The sequence below is a fragment of the Hungatella sp. L36 genome, assembly GCF_014288035.1.
Map to the genome: position 1 here is coordinate 277,963 of NZ_JACOPC010000005.1, position 12,274 is coordinate 290,236.

The window sequence follows — 12,274 nt, forward strand, 5'->3', positions numbered from 1 at the left end:
CTGCGCTTGTCAAGCGTGCTTCTTCAACTGCTTTTTCGCATACTTCTTCACCCGGCACTCACAATGGCCGCATTTCAGGGAAGCTCCCGTCTTCTTTTTCACTTTTTTAAAGGAATCCGCGCCGTCCGCGATCGCCTCCTTGATATCCTTTTTCGTGATCTTCAGGCACGGACAGAGATATTCATTCTTTCCCATTACAGCACCAGGGACGGAGCGGTGTATACGCGGGCCGCCATCTCAGAATCCAGCATGTATAACCCCTTCGGATCATGGCCAAAGAGCTCGAAACGCTTCACCAGATTATCTGCATTCTTCTCTTCCTCGCCCTGCTCCTTCACAAACCAGTCGAGAAACTGCATGGTACGGAAATCCTTTACGGAGTATGCCGCATCATAGATCGCATGGATAAGTCCGGTCACATAGACCTCATGCTCCAGCCCTGCCTTCAGCGGTCCGACGTAGTCCTCAAACTTTTTATCGGGCTTGTCAATGGCCTCAAGAGTCACTTTGCCGCTGTTATTCTGCAGATACTGAATAAACAGCATGGCATGGTCTCTCTCCTCCTGTGCCTGCACCTGATACCAGTTTGCAAATCCATTCAGCTCCGCCTCGCGGTAGTAATTGGCAAAATCGAGATACAGATACGCCGAGTAAAATTCCTTATTCACCTGCACATTAATAAGTTCTGCAACTTTTTGATCCAACATGGTAATTCCCCTTTCTTTTATTTTCTTCCCATATTATATCATCCGCCAGCCAGACGAACAACCACCATTCGTTCCCACGGAGGCAGGAAAAAGGCCGTCACTCTGTCCCCTCTTCCCCGCCGGTGATCGCTGCGGTTCCTAAGGTTCAAATATGCGGCCTTTTTTCGACTTTTCATAACTATTTTTTTATGTCTGAGATTATAACATGACTTTTCTTTTATATTTTTGTCGTTTTTACAGGATATTTCCCGTATCTTACTTCACTAATAATGACTTTCCAGTCATCTCTTTCGGCTGTTCCATGCCCATTAATTCAATTAATGTCGGAGCGATATCTGCCAGGCAGCCGCCTTCGCGCAGCTTATAGGACGGATCTGCGTTCACAAGAATGAACGGAACCGGATTTGTGGTATGAGCGGTGAACGGTGTTCCTGTCTCGTAATCTACCAGCTGCTCTGCATTTCCGTGGTCGGCGCAGATGAACAGTACGCCGTCCATCTCCTTGACTGCGTCTACGGCTCTTCCCACACAGGCGTCTACTGTCTCGATCGCCTTGATCGCAGCATCCTCAATTCCCGTATGGCCAACCATATCCGGGTTCGCGAAGTTGATGATGACAACGTCGTATTTTCCGGATTTGATCGCTTCCACCAGCTTGTCACAAACAGCCGGGGCACTCATCTCAGGCTGAAGGTCATAGGTAGCCACCTTCGGAGACGGAACCAGAATTCTGTCCTCGCCCTTATTCGGCTCCTCAACACCGCCGTTAAAGAAGAATGTCACATGAGCATACTTCTCTGTCTCGGCGATTCTGGCCTGGGTCATGTCGTGGTCTGCAAGGAACTGGCCAAAGGTATTCGCAATGGCTTCCTTCTTAAATGCAACCAGCTTATTTGCAATGGTGTCATCATAATCGGTAAAGCATACATACGTTAAGTTCAGGCGTCTGTCTCTGGCAAATCCCTTGAAATCGTCATCACAGAACGCTCTCGTGATCTCTCTTGCACGGTCAGGACGGAAATTGAAGAAAATAACGGAATCGTTATCTTTTACGGTAGCAACCGGTTTTCCATCCTCGACTACGACAAACGGCTCCACAAACTCATCATTCACTTCCGCGTCATAAGAAGCCTGAATTCCTGCCGTAGCGCTGGCAGCAGTACCGCCTTCTCCCCTGGTCAGAGCGTTGTAAGCGCGCTCCACACGATCCCAGCGGTTGTCACGGTCCATCGCATAATAACGGCCCATCACAGAGGCTACTTTGCCCACTCCGATTTCCTTCATCTTCGCTTCCAGCGCTTCCACGTAGCCCTTGCCGGAAGCCGGCGGTGTGTCACGGCCGTCTAAGAAGCAGTGTACGTAAACCTTGTCGAGGCCATTTCTCCTGGCAAGTTCCAGGAGTCCGTAGATATGGGTATTGTGGCTGTGCACGCCTCCGTCGGAGACAAGTCCCCATAAATGAAGGGCAGAATCATTCTTCTTACAGTTCTCTACAGCCTGTAAAAATTCAGGAACATCGAAAAAATCTCCGTCCTGGATCGATTTTGTAATTCTGGTCAGTTCCTGATAAACGATACGGCCGGCACCCATGTTTAAGTGACCAACCTCGGAATTTCCCATCTGGCCATCCGGAAGTCCTACGGCAAGGCCGCTGGCGTTGCCCTTTACAAACGGGCACTGGCTCATCAGCTGGTCCATAATCGGTGTTCTGCCTTCGCAGACTGCGTTATGGTCACAGTTATCATTCAGTCCATATCCATCAAGTATCATAAGTACAACAGGTTTCTTGCTCATAACTTAATCTCCTTATCTTGTTTTTTCTATATAATGGTAATTATCTTCTCACAACTCTATATTCTACATGATTTGCGGATATCTTGCAACTGCTGAATGACAAATTTTTATCATAAACCCAGGCTTTAGGCTGTGAACGATAATGGTTTAAGGCCGCTCTTCCATGGCTTTCATGGGATAGCAGTGGTGCAGCAGCACCTGGTCCGCTCCCTCGCCCAGTCTCTGGTAAAATGCATCCGCAATTCTCTTCGCAACCATATCGGCATCCGCCTCTGATAAGTCTGTCACCATAATGAGAAACTGACAGCTGCTGTATTTCGTATAGACATCCCCGCAGCGGATCGAATACTGAATCAGTTCCCTTAAAATCTCCATCTGCCCGTTTCTGCTCTCGAGACAGGGCAGTTCTCCCTTCCGGTCCGTCAGGGTCAGCAGGATGATATAGGCGCTCTCATTCGTGCGCTTCAGCCTCCGCGCCACAAACCGGTATATCACTTTAAATATCTCGTATTCCTGGCAGTACGCTCCCGGAAGCAGCTCCTGCTCACACAGTTCCTTCCGAATCCGCTCCATGTCGATCTCAATACTCCTCTGCATCAGTCCCGGCTCTTTTGTATCCATAACTCCTCCTCCTTTACCCATTCTGCGCACCCTGACATCGGTATATTCATTACTATTATTCACTTTTTCTCATCACTTGTCAACCGTATGCGCATAACCAGGCTTTTCAGCGGAATAAAAAGTTACTGCACACACTGCGACCGGCAGTACGCTTCGCGAAATACCGGCCGTGTACAGAATAATAAAAAGGCAGAGAAGCCGCGTTTGCGACTGTCTCCACCTTTTTTCATTACAGGACACTTCATAATCCTGTATTATTCATTACTTATTTGTTATAGCAAACGATCTTTCCGAAGTCTGGCTTCAGGGAAGCTCCGCCTACTAAGCCGCCGTCGATGTCCGGCTGTGCGAACAGTTCCGGTGCGCTTCCAGCGGATACAGAACCGCCGTACTGGATACGGATCGCTTCTGCTGTGGCTTCGTCATAGATCTCAGCGATGCATGCACGGATCGCTCCGCATACTTCCTGAGCCTGCTCAGTCGTAGCGACCTTGCCGGTACCGATTGCCCAGATCGGCTCATAAGCGATAACAGCTTCTGCAGCCTTGTCTGCCGGTACGTTTAAGAAGGCGATCTTGATCTGCTGACGGATCCAGTCGATGGTGATTCCCTGCTCTCTCTGAGTTAAGGACTCTCCGCAGCATACGATCGGTGTAATGCCGTATTCGAATGCCTTTAAGACCTTTTTATTTACTGTCTCGTCACTCTCAGCGAAGTACTCTCTTCTCTCAGAATGGCCGATTACTACGTATTTAACGCCAGCATCTACTAACATGGCAGGGGAAATCTCGCCGGTGTAGGCGCCCTTGTCCTCATAGTACATATTCTCGGCACCAACGCAGATGTTGGTTCCCTTTGCTGCTTCCATAACCGGAATGATATCAATGGCCGGTACACAGAATACTACATCTACATCCTCATTAACAACCAGCGGCTTTAAGGTATTAACCAGCTCTACAGCCTCTGTTGGTGTCATGTTCATCTTCCAGTTACCAGCAATAATTTTTTTCCTTGCCATTTTATCTTATTCTCCTCTTACTTACTTATTTATTATCTGCAGCAGCTACGCCTGGCAGCTCTTTGCCTTCCAGGAACTCTAAGGATGCACCGCCGCCTGTGGAGATATGAGTCATCTTGTCAGCGAAGCCAAGTCTCTTCACAGCATTTACGGAATCTCCGCCGCCGATTACGGTTGTTGCGTCCTGTAAATCAGCAACGGCGCGGCATACTTCCAGAGTACCTTCCGCAAAGTTGGAGAATTCAAATACGCCCATCGGTCCGTTCCAAACAACAGTCTTAGCACCTTCCAGAGCAGCCTTGTAAAGAGCGATGGTCTTCGGTCCGATATCGAATCCTGACCAGCCGGCATCGATAACATCAACGACCTTGCGTTCTGTATCGTTGGAGAATTCCTTACCTTCTACATGGTCAACCGGAAGTAATAACTTCACGCCTTTTTCTTCGGCCTTCTTGATCATCTCCAGAGCGTAATCCAGCTTGTCTTCCTCACATAAGGAATTGCCGATCTCCTCGCCCTGTGCCTTCTCAAATGTATAAGCCATACCGCCGCCGATGATCAGGGTATCTACCTTGTCAAGCAGGTTGTTGATTACGTTAATCTTATCGGAAACCTTCGCTCCGCCCAAGATGGCAACGAACGGACGAACCGGATTCTCAACGGCCTGTCCTAAGAACTTGATTTCTTTTTCCATTAAGTATCCAACTACATTGGTATTGGTGTATTTTGTAACGCCTACGTTGGAGCAGTGAGCTCTGTGGGCCGTACCGAACGCGTCGTTTACAAAGATGCCGTCGCAGAGATCAGCCAGTTCTTTCGCATAGCTTTCCGCATTCTCATCTTTTCCGTACTTTGTCTCTTCGATTCTGTAACGGGTATTCTGAAGTAATAAAACTTCGCCATCCTTTAATTCGGCAGCAACCTTCTGTGTCTCCGGTCCAGTTACCTTCGGATCATCCACGAATTTTACTTCTACGCCAAGTCTCTCGCTCAGTGCCGGAGCTACCGGAGCTAAGGACAGCTCTGGAAGCGGCTCTCCCTTCGGCTTTCCTAAATGAGAGCAAAGTATCACTTTTGCACCCTGATCAAGTAATTTCTTAATGGTTGGAATCGCACCGTCGATACGGTTGTAGTTCTGAATCACGCCTTCCTTTAACGGAACGTTGAAGTCACATCTTACGAGCACTTTCTTTCCCTGTAATCCGGTTAAATCATCAACTGTTTTCTTGTTAAGCATAATTTCATGCTCCTTTCCATATTTTCGCTTATTCCCGCGGGCAACGAGCCAGATGGGCACGCTTGCGGGACCATTTGGCGACTGCCGCGAGGGTTAAAAACCCCGCCGTTCACGGCGTTGCAAATTGGATGCCCCGTTGCCTGCGGCGGGGTTTTGACTTGACGCTGTATTCATAACGAAATGGTTATGGATACAGGATACGAACCTGTTTTATAAGAGAAAGGACACGCCGGAGCGCCCCTTCCTTTGAACGATAAAAGGGTCCGGTCCAAACGACCGGACCCTCCATGGATCTTTAATAATTAGCCTAATTCAGCGAAGTACTTAATTGTACGAACCATCTGGCTTGTATAGGAGTTCTCGTTGTCATACCAGGAAACAACCTGTACCTGATATAAGTCATCACCAAGGCTGGAAACCATGGTCTGAGTAGCATCGAACAGAGAACCGAATCTCATGCCGATAACGTCAGAAGAAACGATCGGATCTTCTTCGTAGCCGAAGGACTCGGAAGCTGCTGCCTTCATAGCTGCGTTGATGCCTTCTTTTGTAACGTCTTTGCCCTTAACTACAGCAACTAAGATTGTTGTGGAACCTGTCGGAACCGGAACACGCTGAGCGGAACCGATTAACTTGCCGTTTAATTCCGGAATAACAAGGCCGATTGCTTTTGCAGCGCCTGTGGAGTTCGGAACGATGTTGGCAGCGCCAGCTCTTGCTCTTCTTAAATCGCCTTTTCTGTGCGGTCCGTCAAGGATCATCTGATCGCCTGTGTAAGCGTGGATTGTGCTCATGATACCGGACTGGATCGGAGCGTAATCGTTCAGAGCCTTAGCCATAGGAGCTAAGCAGTTTGTTGTACAGGAAGCTGCGGAGATGATGGTATCATCTGCAGTTAATTCCTTCTCGTTTACGCTGTAAACGATGGTTGGCAGATCGCTGCCTGCTGGTGCGGAGATAACAACTTTCTTAGCGCCTGCATTGATGTGTGCCTGAGATTTATCTTTAGAGCAGTAGAAGCCTGTACACTCTAATACTACATCTACGCCAATTTCTCCCCAAGGAAGATTAGCAGCATCTTTTTCTGCGTAAATCTTGATGGTCTTGCCGTCTACAGTAATGGAGTCCTCTCCAGCTTCTACTGTGTGAAGGCCTTCACCGATGCGTCCTGTGTATCCACCCTGAGCGGTGTCATATTTTAATAAATGAGCTAACATCTTCGGATCTGTTAAATCGTTGATAGCTACTACATCATAACCTTCTGCACCAAACATCTGTCTGAATGCAAGACGACCGATACGACCAAAACCGTTAATCGCTACTTTTACTGCCATAATTCAATTCCTCCTAAGAATAAAATTAATTTGATTGTACCTTTTAATTCACATATCCACAATCTTTAATGAAGAGTGGATTTCTTGTGATTTTGTTAAAATAAAATCAACTACCCTTTATTTTACCTAATAATCCATTAAATAGCAAGTCCTTTTTTTCATTTTTTGGATTTTGTTACTTTTTTAACATTTTCTACATCTCGTCCTTCACGTAACCGGCAAGATTGTATGCGTGATCAGAAATACGTTCCAGATTGCTGATAAGATCCAGGAATACCACCCCTGCCGAAGGGTCACATTTACCGGCAGACAGCCGCTCGATGTGCTTCTCCCTCAGCTCCTCCTCCAGCGTATCCACCTCGTCCTCGTACTGGCTTACCTTTCTGACATCATCCATGTCCCCCTTCTGCCGGGCGTTGATGGAGTGTTTGAACGAGTTAAAAGCGGTCTCACAAATAACATGAAGGTCCGACTCTCCTGTTTCTGAAAAGCTGATATTATGCTGTACCATGTATTCTGCCTGCTCGGCCAGGTTTTCTGCGTGGTCTCCCACACGCTCAATGTCATTGATGCTGTAGAACAAGTCATTCACAACCAGCTTCTGTCTTTCTGTCAGCGACAGGTTGTTGACCTTGACGAGATATTCGGTCAGCATCTTCTCCATATTATTGATGGTCTGCTCCGTTTTATACACGTCTTCGACTTCATTTGCATTCTTAGTCAGAACCGCGTCCATGGCCCGTCTCACATTCTCCATGGTGATCTGTCCCATATGAACCACTTCCATGGCTGCCGTCTCCACGGCAAATGCGGGAGATTCGAAGATTCTCTCATCCAGATGCTTCATCGTCTCGGACTCTTCGTCAGTGACGGCCGGTTCCTTCTTATCCTCCGGAACGAAGACTCCGGAGAGCTTCACCAGCTGATTGGCAAACGGGAACAGCAGCGCCGTGTTCGTCAGGTTAAAGATCGTATGGAAAATCGATATCTGCACAGATGTAATGTTATGGGCCGCAAGCACCGGATGAAGGGAAAACAGGATAAACGAAATCACTCCGAATATCACGGCGCCCATCACATTAAATGTCAGGTGGATGACGGCCGCTCTCTTTGCGGTTCTGGACCCGCCGATACTGGATATCATGGCGGTCACACAGGAACCGATATTCTGGCCCAGCGTGATGAAAATCGCCGCGTTCGTCGTTACCACACCGTTCATCGCCAGAGTCTGTAAGATACCGACTGAGGCGGAGGAGCTCTGAAGAAGAGCCGTAACCAGAGCACCGATGATCATTCCCAGCAATGGATTGCTTCCCAGCAGGCGGAATGCCTCAGAGAAAACAGGCGCGTCAGTGTATGGCGATATGGAACTCGACATAAAATCAAGACCAATGAACAGAAGACCAAGGCCGACCAGAATCTCTCCCGCCGTTTTCATCCTCTGTTTTTTACCAAATAACATGAAAATCGCTCCGATCCCGATCAACAGCGGAGCAAAAAATGCCGGCTGGAATACGGCAAACGCATCTCCCAGCTGGTTCATAGATACAATCCAGGCCGTAATCGTCGTACCGATATTGGCACCCATGATCACGCCTACCGCCTGTGTCAGATTCAGGACCCCGGCACTTACAAAACCGACTACCATAACCGTCGTAGCACCGCTGCTCTGAATAATTGCCGTGATCAGCGCACCCAAAAGGACCGCCATCAGACGATTGTTCGTTAACATTCCCAAAAACTGGCTCATCTTACTTCCGGCGGTCTTCTGCATACCGTCGGCCATGATGTTCATGCCATACAGGAACATCCCCAGTCCACCGATAAAACTGAACAGACTTGATATGTCATTGACAGACATAGTTACCTCCTTGTAACCCCTTTTTCAACTGCATTCATTTTCTTTTTTAAGCGCCGGCTTCATACCCGCATGGATTCCCTCCGCCGCGCGCATCTCTAATGATATCATAGACCGGAATGTCTTTTCAACGCTTTTTATGAATTCTGTAAACTTTTGGTAAAAAGTGTGTAAAGCTGACGAATCCTGCGTTGCTTTTCCCAACGATATTGATTATAATGGTTTTAGCTTTCATTTAGAGAGAGAGGAGACAGTCATGCTGCCAGATTACCATCTGCACACGGATTTTTCCGGCGACTCCACGACGCCCCCCAGGGCGCAGATCGAGCGTGCCATACAACTGGGAATGGATTCGCTGTGCATCACGGACCACCACGACTATGACGTGGAATCCATCATCGACTTCAACCTGGATTTGGACCCCTACATGAGTTCTCTCACCAGGCTTCAGGAAGAATATAAAGACCGGATCGATGTGAGGATCGGCATTGAACTGGGACTGCAGGTCCATTTAAAGGAGTATTTTAAAGAACTGACCCGCAGATATCCCTTTGATTTCGTCATCGGTTCCACCCATTTCATAGACAGAAAGGATCCCGCCTACCCGGAGTTTTTCGAGGAGAGGGGGGAGGCCAATGCCTACCTCCAGTATTTTGAGACTACGCTGGATAATGTCAGCCATTTGGACGATTACGACGTGGCGGGCCACATCGACTACATCGTCCGATACGGTCCCAACAAGGCCGCCTTCTACAGCTATGAGGCGTACAGGGACATCCTCGACAGGATTCTCAAGGCTGTCATCGAACACGGCAAGGGAATTGAATGCAACACGGCCGGACTGCGGAAGGGCATCAGCCAGCCCAACCCGGCGGCAGATGTGCTGAAACGCTACCGGGAGTTAGGCGGAGAAATCCTGACGATCGGCTCGGACGCCCATATACCTGAAGATTTAGGGGCTGATTTCGAGCGGACAAGGGAACTGCTGAAGGAATGCGGGTTCTCGTATTATACGGTGTTCCGCCAGCGGAAAGCGCAGTTTCTTCCATTGTAGTGGATTCGTACACTGCAGTAAAGTCCATACACAGAGGAGTAAAGGGTGCGGAGCACCTTCCTATTACACAAAACAGCCATCGGCTGGAAGGGCCAGGCCCGCCTCCAATCGATGGCTGTTCAGCGGTTATACCGTATCCCGCCGTCAGTCTTTGATATACCGGTTGATGGTCGCCTTCTGCTCCTCATTCGCCCGGTAGTAAATCCTTAAATTTCCGACTTCATCCAGTTCAAATCTGGATTCCTCAAGGAGACCGTTGGCCTCGTCCGTCATCAGGGTCTCGATCACAGACTTAAGGGTCAATCCCCTGAATTTACCGTAATCTCCCTTTAAGGCGTCGATTACATCTTCCGCACAGGCCTCTGGGACCTCCGTAAAGTGTTTGATAATCGCGTAACTCAGTGGTTTCATCTGCCTAGTCCTCCTTTTTCTTAAATAAATCCAGCGGATTCATGGCGATCATAAGGATACCGAATATCATCAGAATCGCTGCCGCCCAGACGATCGGCGGAAGTGACCAGCCGTCGATCCCGCAGATGACGCCGAGGATAATCCAGCAGAAGAACGGTCCCCAGAAGGAAAACGCTCCGTTACACGCCATACCGAGAGCCGCGCCGCACATGCTGTTTCCTTTATACCACAGACTGTATGCAAACAGGGCGAAGAATCCGCTGATCACGAAAAAGATCATGGCCGGACCGCTGGTAAATGCCTGAACCGTTAAATGAGGGGCAATGCCGATGTTGCCGGCAATGATGCCAAAAATCGGAACCAGAATAAACAGGTTGGAAAGTCCGGAGGTACACTGGCGAATGGTAATACCGATCTCATAGTCGATCAGGGTCGTACCATAACCGGCTACGCATCCTTCTATTCCCCAGCCCAGAGCCGCGATAAATGCGATACAGATTCCCAGAAGCCGGCCCTCCGGAGCATCGCCGCCCAGACTGGTGCTTCCGATCATAAAGCTGGAAAGAACGCAGATCCCGATACCGGCAACCATGCGCTTATTCAGTTCCTGCTTGTAGAGCACTCTTCCTAAGATTGCACCGATTGCAGGGCAGAGAGCCGAAATCGGAATAACGATGGAACCAGCCATCTGAAGTCCAACCACATAGGCCGCACTGGAGATGGGGCCGCCCACCAGAGCGGCAGCGATCATGATCCAGCCTGGTTTCGTCTTTAAACAGCGGAAAAAGTCGCCCAGCTTTCCCTTTGCTCCGGCAATCAGCAGGGCCCATACCGCGCTGCACGTATCGTTGATCGCGCTTCCCAGTGAGCCGAGCAGATACGTTATGACAAAAGCAGACAAAGCCGCCGTATTAGGACCATACCAGTCCGCCCATATCCCCTTTGTCATTCCCAGTGTCATAAACGCGGAATACAGCCCGTAACAGATACCGGACATGATTGCAACAAATACACCCTTCTTAAAAAACTGAGCAGATAATTTTTTCTTCGCAGCAACAGCTGCTGCGCCTGCACCTTCATTCATTCTTGTAAGCCCTCCTTATTGGTTAAGGAGCACCCTCCGAAACGAGAGCACTCTTAAGTTCCTGCAAAAAAGCAGGAGCGCTGCTTTTCCTGTCGTTCTGCGACATATGAGACGGCGCTCCTGACCACCTGACTGATTACTCTTCTCTTGCAGCTGCCGGAAGAATGGTCTCTACCTCTGCGTGAGGACGCGGAATCACATGAACGGATACAAGCTCGCCTACTCTCTGAGCTGCTGCCGCGCCTGCGTCAGTCGCTGCCTTTACTGCACCGACATCGCCTCTTACCATGACAGTAACGAGACCGCCGCCTACGAATTCCTTGCCGATTAATGTAACATTTGCAGCCTTAACCATGGCATCTGCAGCCTCGATGGATCCAACTAAACCTTTTGTTTCAATCATTCCTAATGCATCGTATTTCATTGTGAAATCCTCCTGAATTTTATTTTAATTTTAAATGCTATACTTTTTATAAACAGACGATTTACTTTACCAGAGTGACAGACGCGGAACAACCGATTCCCATCGCGTTGGCTTCCTCTGTATCCACATGACACTCCAGTGCGGATTCCGGCGTTACACGGATTAACACATTGCGGTAAACGCCTCCGCGTAATCCATCTGTCTCAATAGAAACAGACTGGCCGTCATGAACGCCAAACCTGGCCGCGTCATCCGGATGCATATGGATATGGCGCTGCGCCACCATCAGACCTTCCTTCGTCTGTACGGATCCCTTCGGTCCCACAAGAGTGATTCCCGGCGTACCGTCCAGATCACCGGACAGCCTCGGTTCCGCCTTGGCGCCCAGTTTAAAGCAGTCGCCTGCGAGAATCTCCACCTGTGTCCGGCTCCTTACAGGTCCCAGAATTCTTACCTTTTCAATGGCCCCCTTCGGTCCGCAGACCGTTACGGTCTCTTTGCAGGCAAACTGGCCCGGCTGGGATAAGTCTTTCGTCTTCGTCAATTCGTATCCACGGCCGAACAGGGTATCTAAATCGGCCTGGGATAAATGTACGTGCCGGTTGGATACGCCGACCGGCACCGCATTTGCCGGGGTGTTCGCGGAAGCGTTACCCGCCGCTGTGCCGTCCTCATTTTTTACCGCTTCCAAAAGAAGCTTGATCATTGCCTCATACTGATCCATGGGTCTCC

Annotated in this window: 13 protein-coding genes; 1 reads left to right on the plus strand and 12 read right to left on the minus strand. The window is 49.2% G+C overall.

The window, feature by feature from the left end:
- Positions 1 to 9 precede the first annotated feature (9 nt).
- The 8 genes from H8S80_RS14880 to H8S80_RS14915 all read right to left on the minus strand — a co-directional run bounded on the left by H8S80_RS14880 (position 10) and on the right by H8S80_RS14915 (position 8,572).
- Positions 10 to 195 (minus strand): (2Fe-2S)-binding protein, encoded by a 186-nt coding sequence (locus tag H8S80_RS14880; protein ID WP_002602448.1) that lies wholly within the window; start codon positions 193 to 195, stop codon positions 10 to 12.
- Complete coding sequence (locus H8S80_RS14885; RefSeq protein ID WP_002602447.1) at positions 195 to 707, minus strand: ferritin; 513 nt, start codon at positions 705 to 707, stop codon at positions 195 to 197. Before H8S80_RS14885 ends, H8S80_RS14880 begins: the two co-directional genes overlap by 1 nt.
- Positions 708 to 962: 255 nt before the next feature.
- Positions 963 to 2,501 (minus strand): 2,3-bisphosphoglycerate-independent phosphoglycerate mutase, encoded by a 1,539-nt coding sequence (gpmI, locus tag H8S80_RS14890; RefSeq protein ID WP_025530553.1) that lies wholly within the window; start codon positions 2,499 to 2,501, stop codon positions 963 to 965.
- 147 nt (positions 2,502 to 2,648) lie between these two features.
- Positions 2,649 to 3,122: a hypothetical protein gene (locus H8S80_RS14895; protein WP_002602445.1), complete on the minus strand. Its 474-nt coding sequence runs from the start codon at positions 3,120 to 3,122 to the stop codon at positions 2,649 to 2,651.
- 265 nt (positions 3,123 to 3,387) lie between these two features.
- Positions 3,388 to 4,140, minus strand: a complete 753-nt coding sequence (tpiA, locus tag H8S80_RS14900) for a triose-phosphate isomerase (protein ID WP_002602444.1) — start codon at positions 4,138 to 4,140, stop codon at positions 3,388 to 3,390.
- A gap of 25 nt (positions 4,141 to 4,165) precedes the next feature.
- Positions 4,166 to 5,377, minus strand: coding sequence for a phosphoglycerate kinase (locus H8S80_RS14905; protein ID WP_025530551.1), 1,212 nt, complete (start codon positions 5,375 to 5,377; stop codon positions 4,166 to 4,168).
- A gap of 302 nt (positions 5,378 to 5,679) precedes the next feature.
- Positions 5,680 to 6,711, minus strand: coding sequence for a type I glyceraldehyde-3-phosphate dehydrogenase (gene gap / locus H8S80_RS14910; protein WP_025530550.1), 1,032 nt, complete (start codon positions 6,709 to 6,711; stop codon positions 5,680 to 5,682).
- Positions 6,712 to 6,904: 193 nt separating this feature from the next.
- Entirely contained in the window at positions 6,905 to 8,572 is a 1,668-nt protein-coding gene (locus tag H8S80_RS14915; RefSeq protein WP_002602441.1) for a Na/Pi cotransporter family protein, read from the minus strand.
- A 253-nt stretch (positions 8,573 to 8,825) separates the two neighbouring features.
- Here H8S80_RS14915 and H8S80_RS14920 point away from each other — a divergent pair, with 253 nt between their 5' ends.
- A complete protein-coding gene (locus H8S80_RS14920; RefSeq protein ID WP_002602440.1) occupies positions 8,826 to 9,623 on the plus strand; it encodes a histidinol-phosphatase HisJ family protein in 798 nt (265 codons plus the stop codon).
- Between the two features lie 144 nt (positions 9,624 to 9,767).
- Here the strand turns inward: H8S80_RS14920 and H8S80_RS14925 are convergent, their stop codons facing one another.
- The 4 genes from H8S80_RS14925 to H8S80_RS14940 all read right to left on the minus strand — a co-directional run bounded on the left by H8S80_RS14925 (position 9,768) and on the right by H8S80_RS14940 (position 12,266).
- Positions 9,768 to 10,034 carry a hypothetical protein gene (locus tag H8S80_RS14925; protein ID WP_002602439.1) on the minus strand — a complete coding sequence of 89 codons (267 nt, stop codon included), beginning with the start codon at positions 10,032 to 10,034 and terminating at the stop codon, positions 9,768 to 9,770.
- A 4-nt stretch (positions 10,035 to 10,038) separates the two neighbouring features.
- Entirely contained in the window at positions 10,039 to 11,118 is a 1,080-nt protein-coding gene (locus tag H8S80_RS14930; RefSeq protein WP_002602438.1) for a DMT family transporter, read from the minus strand.
- 136 nt (positions 11,119 to 11,254) lie between these two features.
- The gene (gene eutM, locus H8S80_RS14935; RefSeq protein ID WP_002602437.1) at positions 11,255 to 11,542 is read right to left on the minus strand and encodes an ethanolamine utilization microcompartment protein EutM; all 288 of its coding nucleotides are present in this window, start codon (positions 11,540 to 11,542) and stop codon (positions 11,255 to 11,257) included.
- A gap of 61 nt (positions 11,543 to 11,603) precedes the next feature.
- The gene (locus tag H8S80_RS14940; RefSeq protein WP_117632922.1) at positions 11,604 to 12,266 is read right to left on the minus strand and encodes a phosphate propanoyltransferase; all 663 of its coding nucleotides are present in this window, start codon (positions 12,264 to 12,266) and stop codon (positions 11,604 to 11,606) included.
- Between the last annotated feature and the right edge of the window lie 8 nt (positions 12,267 to 12,274).

Bases quoted from the DNA above. Each gene is read 5' to 3' on its own strand.
- tpiA (WP_002602444.1), bottom strand. From the start codon at position 4,140: ATGGCAAGGAAAAAAATTATTGCTGGTAACTGGAAGATGAACATGACA.
- H8S80_RS14920 (WP_002602440.1), top strand. From the start codon at position 8,826: ATGCTGCCAGATTACCATCTGCACACGGATTTTTCCGGCGACTCCACG.
- H8S80_RS14940 (WP_117632922.1), bottom strand. From the start codon at position 12,266: ATGGATCAGTATGAGGCAATGATCAAGCTTCTTTTGGAAGCGGTAAAA.
- H8S80_RS14895 (WP_002602445.1), bottom strand. From the start codon at position 3,122: ATGGATACAAAAGAGCCGGGACTGATGCAGAGGAGTATTGAGATCGAC.
- H8S80_RS14925 (WP_002602439.1), bottom strand. From the start codon at position 10,034: ATGAAACCACTGAGTTACGCGATTATCAAACACTTTACGGAGGTCCCA.
- eutM (WP_002602437.1), bottom strand. From the start codon at position 11,542: ATGAAATACGATGCATTAGGAATGATTGAAACAAAAGGTTTAGTTGGA.
- H8S80_RS14905 (WP_025530551.1), bottom strand. From the start codon at position 5,377: ATGCTTAACAAGAAAACAGTTGATGATTTAACCGGATTACAGGGAAAG.
- H8S80_RS14885 (WP_002602447.1), bottom strand. From the start codon at position 707: ATGTTGGATCAAAAAGTTGCAGAACTTATTAATGTGCAGGTGAATAAG.
- H8S80_RS14880 (WP_002602448.1), bottom strand. From the start codon at position 195: ATGGGAAAGAATGAATATCTCTGTCCGTGCCTGAAGATCACGAAAAAG.
- H8S80_RS14930 (WP_002602438.1), bottom strand. From the start codon at position 11,118: ATGAATGAAGGTGCAGGCGCAGCAGCTGTTGCTGCGAAGAAAAAATTA.
- H8S80_RS14915 (WP_002602441.1), bottom strand. From the start codon at position 8,572: ATGTCTGTCAATGACATATCAAGTCTGTTCAGTTTTATCGGTGGACTG.
- gap (WP_025530550.1), bottom strand. From the start codon at position 6,711: ATGGCAGTAAAAGTAGCGATTAACGGTTTTGGTCGTATCGGTCGTCTT.
- gpmI (WP_025530553.1), bottom strand. From the start codon at position 2,501: ATGAGCAAGAAACCTGTTGTACTTATGATACTTGATGGATATGGACTG.